General features: G+C 64.2%; 16 protein-coding genes and 1 riboswitch. Of the genes, 14 read left to right on the plus strand and 2 right to left on the minus strand.

Annotation, left to right across the window (positions count from 1 at the left end; translation table 11 throughout):
- Nucleotides 1-2: 2 nt before the first annotated feature.
- From cysT to Q390_RS0109625, 4 genes are read left to right on the plus strand one after another with little or no spacing between them, the layout of a single operon-like run.
- Nucleotides 3-896, plus strand: coding sequence for a sulfate ABC transporter permease subunit CysT (gene cysT / locus Q390_RS0109610; protein ID WP_027995869.1), 894 nt, complete (start codon nt 3-5; stop codon nt 894-896).
- Nucleotides 893-1,813 carry a sulfate ABC transporter permease subunit CysW gene (cysW, locus tag Q390_RS0109615; RefSeq protein WP_027995870.1) on the plus strand — a complete coding sequence of 307 codons (921 nt, stop codon included), beginning with the start codon at nt 893-895 and terminating at the stop codon, nt 1,811-1,813. The genes cysT and cysW overlap by 4 nt, the downstream gene beginning before the upstream one ends.
- A gap of 10 nt (nt 1,814-1,823) precedes the next feature.
- Nucleotides 1,824-2,966, plus strand: coding sequence for a sulfate/molybdate ABC transporter ATP-binding protein (locus Q390_RS0109620; protein ID WP_027995871.1), 1,143 nt, complete (start codon nt 1,824-1,826; stop codon nt 2,964-2,966).
- A 43-nt stretch (nt 2,967-3,009) separates the two neighbouring features.
- Complete coding sequence (locus Q390_RS0109625; protein WP_027995872.1) at nt 3,010-3,519, plus strand: disulfide bond formation protein B; 510 nt, start codon at nt 3,010-3,012, stop codon at nt 3,517-3,519.
- Nucleotides 3,520-3,540: 21 nt separating this feature from the next.
- Here Q390_RS0109625 and Q390_RS0109630 read toward each other — a convergent pair whose 3' ends face one another.
- Together Q390_RS0109630 and Q390_RS0109635 are read right to left on the minus strand one after the other, a co-directional pair.
- Nucleotides 3,541-3,933, minus strand: a complete 393-nt coding sequence (locus Q390_RS0109630; protein ID WP_027995873.1) for a cell division protein ZapA — start codon at nt 3,931-3,933, stop codon at nt 3,541-3,543.
- On the minus strand, nt 3,930-4,154 hold the full coding sequence (locus Q390_RS0109635; protein ID WP_027995874.1) for a hypothetical protein: 225 nt from the start codon (nt 4,152-4,154) through the stop codon (nt 3,930-3,932). Before Q390_RS0109635 ends, Q390_RS0109630 begins: the two co-directional genes overlap by 4 nt.
- Nucleotides 4,155-4,191: 37 nt before the next feature.
- Nucleotides 4,192-4,429, plus strand: a riboswitch (cobalamin riboswitch).
- Nucleotides 4,430-4,517: 88 nt separating this feature from the next.
- Between Q390_RS0109635 and Q390_RS0109640 the strand changes: the two genes are divergently transcribed.
- From Q390_RS0109640 to cobW, 10 genes are all read left to right on the plus strand, one after another.
- Nucleotides 4,518-6,458, plus strand: coding sequence for a TonB-dependent receptor domain-containing protein (locus Q390_RS0109640; RefSeq protein ID WP_027995875.1), 1,941 nt, complete (start codon nt 4,518-4,520; stop codon nt 6,456-6,458).
- 5 nt (nt 6,459-6,463) lie between these two features.
- Nucleotides 6,464-7,816 (plus strand): cobyrinic acid a,c-diamide synthase CobB, encoded by a 1,353-nt coding sequence (locus Q390_RS0109645; protein ID WP_027995876.1) that lies wholly within the window; start codon nt 6,464-6,466, stop codon nt 7,814-7,816.
- Nucleotides 7,817-7,821: 5 nt separating this feature from the next.
- Nucleotides 7,822-8,415, plus strand: a complete 594-nt coding sequence (locus Q390_RS0109650; protein WP_156949874.1) for a bifunctional adenosylcobinamide kinase/adenosylcobinamide-phosphate guanylyltransferase — start codon at nt 7,822-7,824, stop codon at nt 8,413-8,415.
- Between the two features lie 2 nt (nt 8,416-8,417).
- Nucleotides 8,418-9,329 (plus strand): ABC transporter substrate-binding protein, encoded by a 912-nt coding sequence (locus tag Q390_RS0109655; protein ID WP_027995878.1) that lies wholly within the window; start codon nt 8,418-8,420, stop codon nt 9,327-9,329.
- The gene (locus Q390_RS0109660) at nt 9,326-10,399 is read left to right on the plus strand and encodes a FecCD family ABC transporter permease (protein WP_027995879.1); all 1,074 of its coding nucleotides are present in this window, start codon (nt 9,326-9,328) and stop codon (nt 10,397-10,399) included. Before Q390_RS0109655 ends, Q390_RS0109660 begins: the two co-directional genes overlap by 4 nt.
- Entirely contained in the window at nt 10,396-11,190 is a 795-nt protein-coding gene (locus Q390_RS0109665; protein ID WP_245606893.1) for an ABC transporter ATP-binding protein, read from the plus strand. Before Q390_RS0109660 ends, Q390_RS0109665 begins: the two co-directional genes overlap by 4 nt.
- A gap of 28 nt (nt 11,191-11,218) precedes the next feature.
- On the plus strand, nt 11,219-11,899 hold the full coding sequence (locus Q390_RS0109670) for an energy-coupling factor ABC transporter permease (protein WP_027995881.1): 681 nt from the start codon (nt 11,219-11,221) through the stop codon (nt 11,897-11,899).
- Nucleotides 11,900-11,911: 12 nt separating this feature from the next.
- On the plus strand, nt 11,912-12,481 hold the full coding sequence (cobO, locus tag Q390_RS0109675; RefSeq protein ID WP_027995882.1) for a cob(I)yrinic acid a,c-diamide adenosyltransferase: 570 nt from the start codon (nt 11,912-11,914) through the stop codon (nt 12,479-12,481).
- Between the two features lie 74 nt (nt 12,482-12,555).
- Nucleotides 12,556-13,347: an ABC transporter substrate-binding protein gene (locus Q390_RS18110; protein ID WP_245606894.1), complete on the plus strand. Its 792-nt coding sequence runs from the start codon at nt 12,556-12,558 to the stop codon at nt 13,345-13,347.
- Nucleotides 13,348-13,402: 55 nt separating this feature from the next.
- Nucleotides 13,403-14,449 carry a cobalamin biosynthesis protein CobW gene (gene cobW / locus Q390_RS0109685; RefSeq protein WP_027995883.1) on the plus strand — a complete coding sequence of 349 codons (1,047 nt, stop codon included), beginning with the start codon at nt 13,403-13,405 and terminating at the stop codon, nt 14,447-14,449.
- Nucleotides 14,450-14,496: the final 47 nt, after the last annotated feature.

Consider the following 14,496-nt stretch of genomic DNA (forward strand, 5'->3'; position numbering starts at 1 on the left):
CCATGGCTGCTTCTTCGGTGATTGTGCTGCGCGAGCCGCCAGACAGCGCGGCGCCGCTGGGCAAACGCCGCAGCACCCGGCGGGTGCTGCCTGGCTTTGGCCTGACGCTGGGTTACACGCTGTTCTATCTCAGCATCATCGTCTTGATTCCGCTGTCGGCGCTGGTGTTCAAGACCTTCACACTGACCTGGCCGCAATTCTGGGAGGCCATCAGTGCGCCGCGTGTGCTGGCCTCGTACCGCCTGACCTTTGGCGCCTCGCTGATTGCCGCACTGGTGAATCTGGTGTTTGGCCTGTTGATTGCCTGGGTGCTGGTGCGCTATGAGTTTCCGGGAAAAAAAATCATTGATGCGCTGGTGGATTTGCCGTTTGCACTGCCGACGGCGGTGGCCGGTATTTCGCTCACCGCGCTGTTGGCGGGCAATGGCTGGATCGGGCAATACCTCGAACCCTTGGGCATCCAGCTGGCCTTCAAGCCGGTGGGCATCGTGATTGCGCTGATTTTTATCAGCCTGCCGTTCATCGTGCGCACCGTGCAACCGGTGTTGCAAGACACCGAAAAAGAGCTGGAAGAAGCCGCCAGCTCGCTGGGGGCGAACCGCTGGCAGATTTTTACCAAAGTGATTTTTCCGTCGATTGCACCGGCGTTACTGACCGGTTTTGCCATGGCTTTTGCCCGCGCAGTGGGCGAGTACGGCTCGGTCATTTTTATTGCCGGTAACGTCCCCATGCTGTCTGAAATCACGCCGCTGATCATCATCGGCAAGCTCGAGCAATACGACTACGCCGGTGCCACGGCGGTGGCAGTGGTGATGCTGGTGATCTCGTTTGCACTGTTGCTGCTGATCAACGCGCTGCAAGGCTGGCAACGCCAGCGCGCCGGAGCGCAGTCATGAGCGGCGCCACAACGAATAAAACCGGGGTCCGCGCCGCGCCGCGCCGGATCAGCACCACTGAAGCGCCGTGGGTGCGCAACACCTTGATTGGCATCGCGCTGCTGTTTGTGCTGCTGTTTCTGGTGTTGCCGTTAGCGGCGGTGTTCACCGAGGCGCTGCGCAAGGGCTGGGGCGCTTACCTGGACGCCTTGCGTGAGCCCGATGCCTGGTCGGCGATTCGCCTGACGCTGCTCACCGCCGCCATTGCGGTGCCGCTGAACCTGGTGTTTGGCGTGGCCGCCGCTTGGTGCATTGCCAAGTACGAATTTCGCGGCAAGGCGTTTTTGACCACCTTGGTCGATTTGCCGTTCTCGGTGTCGCCGGTGGTGGCGGGCCTGACCTATGTACTGATGTTTGGCGCCAATGGCTGGATCGGCCCGTGGTTGCAAGAGCACGACATCAAGATTATTTTTGCCGTGCCAGGCATCGTGCTGGCCACCGTGTTTGTCACCTTCCCGTTCATCGCGCGCGAGCTGATTCCGCTGATGCAGGCCCAGGGCACCGACGAAGAGCAGGCCGCTACGGTGCTGGGTGCCAGTGGCTGGCAGACCTTTTGGTACGTCACGCTGCCGAACATCAAATGGGGCTTGCTGTATGGCGTGATCCTGTGCAATGCGCGTGCCATGGGTGAGTTTGGCGCGGTGTCGGTGGTGTCGGGCCACATCCGCGGCCAGACCAATACCATGCCTTTGCATGTTGAAATTTTGTACAACGAATACCAGTCGGTGGCGGCGTTTGCTGTCGCCTCGCTGCTGGCGCTGCTGGCATTGGTGACGTTGCTGATCAAGTCGGTGGCCGAGTGGCGCGCAGAGCACGAGCGCAAAGTGCTGGCCGAGTTGCCGCCTGAGCGGCCGACAGTCCCTGCCAGCGCTGCCTGAAAGAATTCCCATGAGCATAGAAATCCGCAACGTCCACAAGCAGTTTGGCAATTTTCACGCGCTGCGCGATGTCAGTTTGGATATCGCCTCGGGCGAGCTGCTGGCACTGCTGGGGCCGTCTGGCTGCGGCAAAACCACACTGCTGCGCATCATTGCCGGGCTGGAAACGCCCGACAGTGGCAGCATCCATTTCTCCGGTGCCGACACCACCGATGTCCATGTGCGCGAGCGCAAGGTCGGTTTTGTCTTTCAGCACTATGCGCTGTTTCGCCATATGACGGTGTTTGAAAACGTCGCCTTTGGCCTGCGCATGAAGCCGCGCAGCGAGCGCCCGAGCGAGGCGCAAATCAAGAAGAAGGTGCATGACCTGCTGAGCTTGGTACAGCTGGATTGGCTGGCCGATCGGCATCCGGCGCAGCTCTCGGGCGGCCAGCGCCAGCGTATTGCCTTGGCGCGCGCGCTGGCGGTGGAGCCACAGGTGTTGTTGCTGGACGAACCGTTTGGCGCGCTGGACGCCAAAGTGCGCAAAGAACTGCGCCGCTGGCTGCGCCGTCTGCACGACGAGCTGCATGTGACCAGCATTTTTGTCACCCACGACCAAGAAGAGGCACTCGAAGTAGCCGACCGCGTGGTGCTGATGAACAGCGGCCGGATCGAGCAGGTAGGCTCACCGCAGGAAGTCTGGGATCACCCGGCCAGCCCGTTTGTCTATGGCTTTCTGGGAGACGTCAATCTGTTCCATGGACGTGCGCACGAGGGCGAGTTGCATGTGCATGGGATGCAGATCGACGTGCCCGAGCACAGCGGCGCACGGGATGCTCCGGCCTCGGCCTACGTGCGCCCGCACGATCTGGAGGTGGCGCGCCATGTGCCTGGCACCGCCTCGCCGGCGCACAGCATGGTGGCGCGGCTGGAGCGCGCCATTGCCGTCGGCCCGACGGCGCGGCTGGAATTGGTGCCGCTAGACGATGCCGGCACGGAACTAAAGCCCGGCGGCGCCCACCAATCAGCGCACAATGCGGCCCCTGTGGCGGTGATTGAAGCGCATATCTCGACGCAGCAATACCGCGACATGGACCTGAAAGAGGGCGACACCGTGGTGGTGACCCCCCGGCGCACCCGGGTGTTTTTGGACCAGGCCGCCGGTATCTGACGCATTCTTCGTCGGGGCTTTGGCGGCGATGAAAGAATAAAAAATGATTTTGAACTGGATAGACACCGTCCCGCGCCGCTTGCTGGCGCTGGTCAGCCTGGGCTGCGTGGCCCTGCTGGCGTTTGGCCTGTATTTGCAGCATGTGGTCGGTCTCGACCCGTGCCCGATGTGCATCGTACAGCGCTACGCTCTTGTTTTGGTAGCGATTAGCGCAGGCGTGGCAAGCGCTAGAGGCTCAAAAGGCTGGTGGATGTCATGGGCCACCGTGGCGGTGGCGGCGTGTGGCTTTGGTGCCTTTACTGCAGCACGCCAAAGCTGGCTGCAGTGGTATCCGCCGGCAACGGCCACCTGCGGGCGCGATTTTTACGGAATGATCGAGAGCTACCCCATCAGCCGCTCCATCCCGATGATCTTTCGCGGTTCGGGCGATTGCGCCGCGATTGACTGGACGCTGCTGGGTGGCTCGATTGCCAACTGGTCGTTTGTCTGCTTTACGGTGATCGGCCTGGGTTTGCTGGTAATGCTGGTACGCCACAGCCGGGCGCGGGCCTAAACACCGCACGCCAATCTGCGTTTATGCGCTGGGTTCGTTCAGCGCGCTGTCAAGGTGCTGCACCAGCAACTGCAGGCGCTGCAAGTCGTCTGTATCCATCGCCTGCGGGTAGGTGGCAGCGTCGGGCGGGTTGAACAAGGCGGCTGTGGCCAACTCTTGCGCGGCCTGTTGCTGCGCAGCCTGGACCTGTGCCAATGCGGCCAAGGCACTGGCTTCGCGCTCACCCATTTCAAACGCCAGGTTCAGCGCGCCCAGCACGGCAATGCGTTCGCGTGTACGCACTTTGCCGGCGTCGCGGATGCGTGTCATGGCGCTGTCGATGCGCTCGACGGCTTCGAGCAAATTCAGTTCACGCCCTTCGGGGCAGCTGAGCAGGTAGCTTTGCTGCATGATCTGGACCTCAATTTGCTTCATGGTGCGTCCTTGGGCGTAGGCGGCAGGCGTTCGATCAGGGCATCGACCCGGGAGCGAGCAGCATGCAGGCGTGACTTGAGGGAGTCGCGCTCTTGGGTCAGGGCATAGACCTGCTCAGACAGCAAGCCGTTGGTGCGCTGCAACTGAGCGTAGCGCTGTAGCAACAGATCGACGCGTTCGCTGATCTGGTCAATGGGGTGCTGGGGGGACGAGGAGGTCATACAGCCTTCGATTGTAGAGTTGTGCGCCCAAAGCGCCGTAAAATCCCGCGCTGTTGGTGCTCGCGGCGTGGTTCACACGCTGCAGTTCAACGGGAAGCAGGGAGGTTGCACCAAGCATGGTGTCACCGAGCCTGCGCTGCCCCCGCAACGGTCAGCGGACGAATCATCCGATTCACCCTCCACACACATGCCACTGGACGCCTTGAACAAGCGCCTGGGAAGGCGTTGGAGGGCGTTCCGCCAGCCCGGATACCGGCCAACACCGTGGTTGCGTGCGCGCTTTTTTGAAAAGACAGCGCGCAACCGTTATCGCCCATGCGCCGGCGGGGAAGCCGGCAGGGGTCATTTTGTTGACTGTTTTCCATGACTATTTGCTCTCCCCACGTGCGCCGTGCCGCTGCGCCTGCCTGCCTGCGCCCTGCGGTTTTGACCCTGGCCCTGGCGTGCGCGCTGCCGGCCCTGGCGCAGCAGGCTGGGTTGGCTGCGCCGGTGCTGTTGGCACAAAACCTGCACGCACCCTCGATGCGCGAAACCGTGGTGACCGCCACCCGCTCTGAACAGCCACTGTCGGATTTGGTGGCCGATGTCTCCATCGTTGATCGCGAAACCCTTGAAAACAGCGGTGCTACCGGCGTGGTGGATGTGCTGGCGCGCTTGCCCGGCGTGGAAATCGGCCGCAATGGCGGCCTTGGCAATAACTCCTCGGTATTTTTGCGCGGTGGTAATTCGCAGCACACCGCTGTCTACTTGGATGGCATACGGATAGATGCCCAATCGGGCTCTGGCGGTGCCGAGTGGGCGGGCATTCCGCTGTCGCAGATCGAGCGCATTGAAGTGCTGCGTGGCCCGGCCGCTGCGGTGTACGGATCGGACGGTATTGGCGGCGTGATCCAGTTGTTCACGCGCAAGGGCGAGGGTGCTTTTGCGCCTTATGTCGGCGTTGGATTGGGCAGCCACGGCACGCGCAAGCTCGAAGCCGGCATGAGCGGATCGATGGGCGTGGATGGCGCTTTTGACTATGCGCTGGGCATTGCACGCGAAACCAGCAAAGGCTATGACATTCGTACCGGTCTGGTGCACAACCCCGACAAAGACGATTACGCCTCGACCTCAGGCCATGCGCGCCTGGGATTCAAGGTCAATGCCCAGCACCGCATCGACGCCACGCTGCTGGCCAGCGACATGGATGCGGGTTATGACAATGACACTGGCAAAGCCTATTTGCCGCTCGATCCCAAAGACGACCGCAGCGTCAGCCGCCTGCGCACTGCCGGACTGACTTGGACCGCGCAGTGGAGCAAGGCCTACACCATGCGCTTGTCGGTGACCGATGCCCGCCCCCGTGCCGAAACGATGCCATCGCCCTATTTTTCTGAAACCCAGCTGCGCGGCTACCTGTGGCAAAACGAGTACCGCTGGGGTGCGCACCTGTTCACGGCGGCGCTGGAACGGCGTGAGGACACTTTGAACAACCCGGCGATGGACGAGTGGAGCAAGACCATCAACAAGAGCCGCTCGCAAGACGCACTGGCCTTGGGCTATGGCTACAGCGCCGGCGCGCACAGCCTGCAAGTGAATCTGCGCCACGACGATGACAGCGAGCTGGGTGGCAACAACACCGGTAGCGTCGCCTATGGCTACGCCTTTGCACCCCACTGGCGCGCTACCGCCTCGGCCGGTACGGCGTTCCGTGCGCCGACGCTGTACCAGCGCTTTAGCCAGTACGGTGATGCCTCACTGCAGCCCGAGAAAAGTCGCAACATCGAGCTGGGGTTGCGCTACGCCCAAGGCGCCAGCAGCTTTTCTGCCGTGGCTTACCGCAACCGCCTGAGTAACCTGATTGCTTTTGGCGGCGGCGGCCATTGCGGCGCTGAGTTTGGCTGCTATGCGAACACGGCGCGCGCCCAATACCAGGGCGTCACTTTGGCCGGCTCGCACAAGCTGGGCAGCGTGCAGGTGCATGGTTCGGCTGACTTCCAGAACCCGCGTGACCTCGATACCGGCAAGCAGCTGGCACGCCGTGCCAAGCGCCACGCCTCGCTGGGTGCCGACACGCAAGTCGCAGGCTGGACGATGGGCGCTGAACTGCAAGTCTCCGGCCAGCGCTACAACGAAGACAAAAATACCAACCTGTTGGGCGGCTACGGCTTGGTCAACCTGTACGCCAGCAAGCGCATCGCCCGCGATTTCACACTGCTGGCGCGCGTTGACAACCTGGCTGACAAGGCCTACGAAGTGGCGCGCACTTACGCGCCACCAGGCCGCGCGCTGTACGTTGGCCTGAAGTGGGCGCCCCAGCCTTGAGCGCTATGACTTCTGCCCGCTGCCCCGCGGTGCTGATTTCTGCCCCCGCCTCGGGGCAGGGTAAAACCACCGTGGTGGCGGCGCTGGCGCGTTTACTGACGCGCCAAGGCCTGCGGGTGCGCGTGTTCAAGTGCGGGCCGGATTTTCTCGACCCGCATTGGCACCAGCTGGCCAGCGGCGCGCCGGTGCACCAGCTTGACCTGTGGATGACCGGTGAGGCCGACGCGCGTGCGCGTCTGCACGCTGCGGCGCAGGAATGCGATGTGATTTTGGTCGAGGGCGTGATGGGCTTGTTTGACGGCACACCCAGCGCCGCCGACTTGGCGCTGCGCTTGGATTTGCCGGTGATGGCGGTGATTGATGCCTCGGCCATGGCCGGCACTTTTGGCGCGCTGGCCTACGGTTTGCAGCGTTATCAAAGCGGCTTGCGCTGGGCCGGGGTGCTGGCCAACCGCGTTGCCACGCCACGCCATGCCCAGATGCTGCAAAGTGGTCTGCGCGAGCCTGAGCAGTGGCTGGGCGCGTTGATGCGCGTGTCGGTGAACGATGCCAAAGCTGACCTGCTACCCGAGCGCCACTTGGGCCTGGTCAGCGCACAAGAACTGCCTGACGGCTTAGAACGCTTGGACGCTGCGGCTGATGCCCTGGCACATACCCCGCTGGGCCAAATGACGCTGGCCGATTGGCAGGTGCGCTGGTCGGTGGACTTTGCTGCGCCCGATGCAACAGCCGTGCCAGCCCCACCGCTGCTGCAAGGCCGCACCGTGGCGGTGGCGCGCGATGTGGCGTTCAGCTTTATCTATGCGGCCAATATCGATTGCCTGCGCCAATTGGGCGCGCAGGTGGTGTTTTTCTCGCCGCTGGCGGACACCGCACTGCCGCCGTGTGATGCGCTGTGGTTGCCCGGTGGCTACCCCGAATTGCACGCCGAGCAGCTGGCCGCCAATGCCTCGCTGCGCGCCAGTCTGCAATACCATGTGGCGGCCGGCAAACCGGTCTGGGCCGAGTGCGGCGGCATGCTGGCGCTGTGTGATTCCATCACCCTGACCAACGGCCACTGCCAACCGCTGTGGGGCTTGCTGCCCGGTGCCGCCACGCAGCAGCGCCGTTTGGCCGGCTTGGGGCCGCAGCAACTGGCGTGGGATGGCCACCTGCTGCGCGGCCACACCTTTCACTATTCGACGCTGGTCAGCGACGCGCCCGAAGTGGCACGTACTGCGCGGCCCGATGAAGTTGCAGTGCCCGACGTGGGCGAAGCGTTGTATCGCCACGGCAGCATCCAGGCCAGCTACTTTCATGCGTGGTTTGCCTCCAGCCCGATGGCGGTGGCGGCATTGTTTGGCGCTGAAACCCCATGAGCCGCATGAGTTTGTCCATCGCCCGCAGCGAACTTATCCTCGGTGGCCAAAAAAGTGGCAAGTCGCGCCGCGCCGAAGGGCTGGCGCGCGACTGGCTGGCGCAAAGCAGCGCACACCGTGCGGTGTTGCTGGCCACGGCCCAGCCTTGGGACGATGAAATGCGTGAGCGCATTGCCCGCCACCAAGCCGACCGCGCCGAGCGCGTGCCGGGCATGGTGACGGTAGAAGAGCCGCTGGATTTGGCCGGCGCGCTGTGCCGCCACAGCACGGCGCAGACGCTGGTGGTGGTGGACTGCCTGACGCTGTGGCTGACCAACTGGACCATGCCCGTCGGTGACAGCATGGAAAAATTTAAGCCAAATCAGCCTCTAAGCCACGACTGGAAAGCGCAACTAGCTCTTTTTTTAGGAGCAATTAAATGTTCCCCCGGGCCCGTTGTTCTGGTGGGCAACGAAATCGGCCTGGGGGTCATTCCGCTAGGGCGCGAGGTGCGCGCTTTTGTCGATGCGCTGGGACTGCTGAACCAGCAAGCAGCGCAGACCTGTCAGCGGGTCACGCTGATGGCGGCGGGTTTGCCGCTGAGTTTGAAAGATTCCTGACTATGAAACCGACCCCTGTTGCGCGCATCCTGACTGTGCTGGCCATTCTGGTAGCCCTTGTGTTAGCCATGGCCACGCTGGCCAATGCGCAGCCGGTGCAACTGACCGACGACCGGGGCCGCCACATCACGCTGGCCAAGCCGCCGCTGCGCATTGTCAGCTTGCTGCCGTCGTTGACCGAGAGCGTTTGCGCGCTCGGCCAGTGCCAGCGCTTGGTGGGGGTGGATCGCTACTCCAACTGGCCCGACAGCATCGTCAGCCTGCCGCGCGTCGGTGGCGGCATTGACCCGAGCATCGAAGCGGTAGTCGCGTTGCGCCCCGACGTAGTGCTGATGGCCACTTCGTCGCGTGCAGCAGCGCGGCTGGAATCGCTGGGGCTGACGGTGGTGGCGCTGGAGCCCAAAACCCACGCCGATGTGCAGCGCGTGCTGGGCACGCTGGGCCAGTTGCTGGCGGTGCCGGACGCGCAGCAAGTCTGGCGCACCATTGATGCCAGCGTGTCGGCGGCGGCGCAGTCGCTGCCGGCCACGGTGCGCGGCACGCGGGTGTATTACGAGGTCAGCCGCGGGCCGTATGGCGCTGGCACTCACTCGTTTATTGGTGAAACGCTGGCCCGTTTGGGCGTGCAAAACATCTTGCCGGCCAAGCTGGGGCCGTTTCCCAAGCTGAATCCCGAATACGTGGTGCGCGCTAATCCCGACCTCATCATGGTTGGCGCGCGCAGTGCGGCCGGTCTGACCGAGCGCCCGGGCTGGGCCGGCATTCGCGCCGTGCGCGAGCGGCGCGTGTGTGAGTTTGGTGTGGTCGATACCGACGTGTTGATTCGCCCCGGCCCGCGCATGGCCGAGGCGGCGCGGCTGATGGCGCAGTGCCTAGTGGACAAAGCGCCGCCCGCCACGGTGGTACGGCGATGAATGCGGTGCTGGCGCCGACTGGCCGGATGCTGGCGCTGGGGCTGCTGCTGCTCGCGCTGGCGCTGTGGCTGCTGGGCACCAGCGTCGGCAGCACCGGGCTAGAAAACCTGTGGCCGGCGCTGTGGGGGCAGGGCGAAGACCCGTCCGCACGCGCCATGGCGCAGCAAATTGTTTGGGATATTCGCCTGCCACGCACCTTGGGCGCGTGGTGCGCGGGTGCGTTGCTCGGGCTGGCGGGAGCGGTGGCACAGGGGCTGTTTCGCAACCCGTTGGCCGACCCGTATTTGCTGGGCAGTGCCTCGGGTGCGTCGCTGGGCGTGGCCTTGGCGCTGGCCTTGTTGGGCGGTGGTGGGCTGCTGGGGTTTTTGGGCGGTGGCACGGCGGTGTCGGTGTTTTCCAGCCACTGGCTGGTGCGCCTGGGGCTGACCGGCGCGGCCTTTGTCGGCGCGGTGCTGGCCGTATTGCTGACGCTGGCGCTGGCGCGTGGCGTGCAGCACACGCTGCGGCTGTTGTTGGCTGGTGTCATCGTCGGCGTGGTGCTGGGCGCGTTGACGTCGTTGATTTTGTTGCTCTCGCCGGATTCGCTGCAAGCGATGCAGGCTTTCATGCTGGGCTCGACTGGCTTTGTCGGCTGGGCGGCTTGCCTGTTGATGGCCGGGGTGTGGCTGCTGTGCTTGGCGCTGGCGTGGGCGCTGTCGCGGGCGCTGGATGGTTTGGCGCTGGGCGAAGCCACTGCGCACAGCCTGGGGCTGCCGCTGGCACCACTGCGTGCGGCGCTGGTGGCGGTGCTGGCGCTGGCCACAGGGACGGCAGTGGCGCAAACTGGTTTGATTGCTTTTGTTGGTCTGGCTGCGCCGCACCTGGTGCGCGCAGCGGTGTCGGTGCCGCACGGGCGGTTGATGGCGCTGTCGAGCCTGATGGGCGGCGCGCTGCTGTGCGCCGCCGACCTGCTGGCGCGCGGGCTGATTGCGCCGCAAGAGTTGCCGGTCGGCGTGCTGACCGCCGTGCTCGGCGGCGGCTACCTGCTGTGGCTGATGCACCGGCGCTCGTCGCCCGGAGGCTTGTTGTGAACGCTGTCATTACTCCTGAAAAAATAGCTATTAGCGCAAGCCAGATAAGCGTTTCCGTCGGAAATAGCCGTATTTTGCACAGCGTTGATTTGGCGCTGCGCGCGGGTTGCTGGACTAGCATCGTCGGCCCGAATGGCGCTGGTAAATCGACCTTGCTCAAAGCACTGGCCGGCCTGCTGCCCAGCACCGGCCCGGTGCAATTGCTGGGCCGCCCGCTGCACGCCTGGAGCCGGCGTGAGCGCGCTCGGGCGCTGGCGTGGCTAGGCCAAAACGAAAGCGCTGCCGACGATTTGACGGTCTATGACGTCGCCATGCTGGGGCGCTTGCCGCACCAAGGCTGGATGGCACCGCCCAGCGTGGCCGACCACGCTGCGGTTGAGCAGGCGCTGCAAACCACACAGGCTTGGGAATGGCGCACCCGTGCCCTAGGCCAGTTGTCCGGCGGCGAGCGCCAGCGCGTGCTGCTGGCGCGGGCGCTGGCGGTGCAGGCGCAGGTGCTGCTGATGGACGAGCCGCTGGCCAACTTGGACCCGCCGCACCAAGCCGATTGGCTGTTGACGGTGCGCGCGCTGGTTGCTGCCGGCACCACGGTGGTCAGCGTGCTGCACGAATTGACCTTTGCCCTGCACGCCGACGACGTGGTGGTGATGGCCGATGGCCGCGTCAGCCACTGCGGTGCCTGTGCTGAGCGCTCCACGCACCGCGCGTTAGAGCGCGTGTTTGACCAGCGCATTGCCATCCACGCCGTGCAGGGCCAGTGGGTGGCGTTGCCGCAGCTGATACAGAGTTGATACAGATTTACAACTGAAGGAGAAAACTATGCACATCGAACCCGGATTGGTGGAGGGCGGAAAAATCGTTTTGAGCTATGCCAGCGCCACTGGCGCACTGGCCTACGCCGCCAAACTCTCGTTGGACGGCATCCGTAAAGACGGTTTGACTGCTCTGTTATTACGCGCCTTCATCAGCAGCGTGCTGGTGTTTTGCTTCTTTGAAGTGCTGCCGCACCACCCGGTCGGCGTGTCGGAGGTGCATTTGATTTTGGGCACCACGCTGCTGCTGATTTTTGGCGTGGCCCCGGCTGCCATCGGCTTGGCCGTCGGCCTGCTGGTGCAGGGCCTGTTCTTTGCGCCGTTTGACTTGCCGCAGTACGGCATGAACGTCACCACGCTGTTGGTGCCATTGTTTGCCACCGCTGCACTGGCCCGCCGCATCATTCCGGCCAGCACGGCGTATGTGGACATCAGCTACGCCCAAGCCTTCAAGCTGTCGGTGGCCTACCAAGGTGGCATCGTGGTCTGGGTGGGCTTTTGGGCGCTGTACGGCCAAGGCGTGGGTGCTGAAAACCTGTCGAGCATCGGCAGTTTTGGCGTGGCGTATATGGGCGTGGTGCTGCTGGAGCCGCTGTTGGACTTGGGCGTGCTGGCGCTGGCCAAGTGGCTCAAGGGCTTGAAAGGCTCGTCCATCGTTGAGCCGCGCTTGTATAGCGCTGCGGTTTAAGCGGAGGTAGAGATGGAAATCGAAACCCCTCCCTTGCTGCGCGACACCCCCAAGCCGCAAGGCGAGCGCCGTGGCTTGGTGCTGGTGCACACCGGCAATGGCAAAGGCAAAAGCACGGCGGCGTTTGGCTTGGCGCTGCGCGCCCATGGCCGTGGCAAAACCGTCAAGGTCTACCAGTTCATGAAGGTGCCCACCGCCCGCTTTGGCGAGCACCGCCTGTTTGAGCAGCTGGGTATTCCGATTGAAGGCTTGGGCGATGGCTTTAGCTGGAAAAGCCGCGACCTCGAACATTCGGCGCAATTGGCGCTGGACGGCTGGGCCAAGGCCGAGGCGACGATTCGCGCTGGCGAGCACTTCATGGTGGTGCTGGACGAAATCATGTACCCGCTGCGCTACGGCTGGATTGCGCTGGAAAGCATCCTGACCTGCCTGCGCGAGCGCCCGGCGCACGTCCACGTGGTGCTGACTGGGCGCAATGCCCCAGCCGAACTGATAGAGCTGGCCGACACCGTGACCGAGATGGCGCTCATCAAGCACCATTTCAAAGCCGGCGTGCCGGCGCAGCGCGGCATCGAGGACTGAGCGCTTTGCCAGCCTTGTCGCCTCTGCGGGCGTTGCTGTGGGCGGTGTAGGGGCTGGTTTGCGCACTGGCGCTGGTGGCTCCGGCGCACAGTGCTGCCGATGGCCGTGCGCGCATCGTCACGCTGACGCCCTCGCTGACAGAAGCCGTCTGCGCTCTCGGCCACTGCGAGCAGTTGGTCGCCACCGACCGCCATTCGGCTTGGCCGGCCCAAGTGCAGCGATTGCCCAAGGTCGGCGGGCTGGCCGACGCGCACATCGAACGCATCGTGGCGTTGCGGCCCACGTTGGTGTTGCTCGGCCCGCGCAGCCGCGCTGGCGCACGTTTGCAAGAGCTGGGCGTGCCGGTGCTGATGCTGGAAGCGCGCAACCACGCGGCGGTGCGGCGGATGTTGTTCACGCTGGGCGAAGCGCTGGGTACGCCACCCACGCAAGTAGCGGCGTTGGTGGCGCAGATGGATGCCGACCTGAGCGCCGCCGCCGCGCGCCTGCCAGCAGCGCTGCGCGGGCGCACGGTGTATGTCGAAATCAGCGCCGCGCCGCACGGTGCCAGCAACCAGAGCTTTATTGGCGAAACCGTTGCCCGCTTGGGGCTGGTGAATGTGGTGCAGAGCGAGTCGGCACCGTTTATCAAAATCAATCCCGAGCTGCTGCTGCGCCGCCCGCCGGATTTCATCATCGGCGCGCGCGCCACGCTGACCCACTTGGCCGAGCGGCCCGGCTGGGCGCTGCTGCCTGCGGTGCGCCAACGGCAAGTCTGCCAGCTGGACGAGGAACGCATGGGTCTGCTGCTGCGCCCCGGCCACCGCATGGGCGAAGCAGCGCATATGTTGGTCGATTGCCTGCGGGACTTGCCGCCGCCATCCTGAATGGGGCACACCGCCCCGCACCGATTTTTTGTTTCTTCTTCTGGAGTGTCCCGTCATGCAATCACGCAAGATTCCCGCCACCATCGTCACCGGCTTTTTGGGCAGTGGCAAAACCACGCTGCTGCGCCACCTGCTGACCCACGCCGAGGGTCGGCGCATCGCAGTCATCGTCAACGAGTTTGGCGAGCTGGGCATCGACGGCGAAGTGCTGCGCGGCTGCGGCATTGGCTGCGATGAAAACGGTGAAGAGACCGGCCAGTTGTACGAGCTGGCCAACGGCTGCCTGTGCTGCACGGTGCAAGAAGAATTTGCCCCGGTGATGGAGCTGCTGGCCGCCCGGCGCGACCAGATTGACCACCTCATCATCGAAACCAGCGGACTGGCCCTGCCCAAGCCGCTGGTGCAAGCCTTCCAGTGGCCGGCGCTGCGCAACACCTTTACGGTCGATGCCGTGATTACCGTGGTCGATGCGCCTGCCGTGGCTGCGGGTCGCTTTGCCGATGACCCGGTCGCGGTCGATGTGCAACGCCGTGCCGACGACAACCTCGACCACGAGTCGCCGCTGCACGAGCTGTTTGCCGACCAACTGGCCACTGCCGACTTGGTGGTCATCCACAAAACCGACGGCTTGGACGCGGCCACGTTGGCCAGCGTCGAAGCCGCCGTGCGCGAAGAAACCATGCCCGGCGTGCAGCTGATTCACGTCCAGCACGGCCGCATCGACCCTGCGGTATTGCTGGGACTGAACGCGGCGGTAGAAGACGTGATTGACCAGCGCCGCACCCACCACGACAACGAAGAAGACCACGACCACGACGATTTCGACTCGGTGCGCGTGCAGTTGACGGTGCCGGGGCGCGAGGCGCTACTCGACGCCCTGCGCACGCTGGTGCAGCAGCACGAGATTTACCGCGTCAAAGGCTTTGTCGCGCTGCCGGGCGCTGCCATGCGCCTAGTGGTGCAGGGCGTGGGCACGCGCTTTGACAGCTACTTTGACCGCGCTTGGCGGGCGGACGAAGCGCGTCAAACGCAATTGGTGCTGATTGGCGCTGAGTTGGACGGCGCGGCTTTGCAAGCGCAGTTGGACGCGGCTTTGCGCTAATTTAGGGTGTTTTAGGCCTCTAGCCCTTTAGATACGTGCGCTAGCAG

Source organism: Simplicispira psychrophila DSM 11588, from assembly GCF_000688255.1.
In the GTDB taxonomy this organism is placed as follows: Bacteria; Pseudomonadota; Gammaproteobacteria; order Burkholderiales; family Burkholderiaceae_C; genus Simplicispira; species Simplicispira psychrophila.

Coding starts and splice junctions, on each gene's coding strand:
- cobW (WP_027995883.1), top strand. CDS start 13,403: ATGCAATCACGCAAGATTCCCGCCACCATCGTCACCGGCTTTTTGGGC.
- Q390_RS0109655 (WP_027995878.1), top strand. CDS start 8,418: ATGAAACCGACCCCTGTTGCGCGCATCCTGACTGTGCTGGCCATTCTG.
- cobO (WP_027995882.1), top strand. CDS start 11,912: ATGGAAATCGAAACCCCTCCCTTGCTGCGCGACACCCCCAAGCCGCAA.
- cysT (WP_027995869.1), top strand. CDS start 3: ATGGCTGCTTCTTCGGTGATTGTGCTGCGCGAGCCGCCAGACAGCGCG.
- Q390_RS0109670 (WP_027995881.1), top strand. CDS start 11,219: ATGCACATCGAACCCGGATTGGTGGAGGGCGGAAAAATCGTTTTGAGC.
- cysW (WP_027995870.1), top strand. CDS start 893: ATGAGCGGCGCCACAACGAATAAAACCGGGGTCCGCGCCGCGCCGCGC.
- Q390_RS0109630 (WP_027995873.1), bottom strand. CDS start 3,933: ATGAAGCAAATTGAGGTCCAGATCATGCAGCAAAGCTACCTGCTCAGC.
- Q390_RS0109645 (WP_027995876.1), top strand. CDS start 6,464: ATGACTTCTGCCCGCTGCCCCGCGGTGCTGATTTCTGCCCCCGCCTCG.
- Q390_RS0109650 (WP_156949874.1), top strand. CDS start 7,822: ATGAGTTTGTCCATCGCCCGCAGCGAACTTATCCTCGGTGGCCAAAAA.
- Q390_RS0109640 (WP_027995875.1), top strand. CDS start 4,518: ATGACTATTTGCTCTCCCCACGTGCGCCGTGCCGCTGCGCCTGCCTGC.
- Q390_RS0109635 (WP_027995874.1), bottom strand. CDS start 4,154: ATGACCTCCTCGTCCCCCCAGCACCCCATTGACCAGATCAGCGAACGC.
- Q390_RS0109620 (WP_027995871.1), top strand. CDS start 1,824: ATGAGCATAGAAATCCGCAACGTCCACAAGCAGTTTGGCAATTTTCAC.
- Q390_RS0109625 (WP_027995872.1), top strand. CDS start 3,010: ATGATTTTGAACTGGATAGACACCGTCCCGCGCCGCTTGCTGGCGCTG.
- Q390_RS0109660 (WP_027995879.1), top strand. CDS start 9,326: ATGAATGCGGTGCTGGCGCCGACTGGCCGGATGCTGGCGCTGGGGCTG.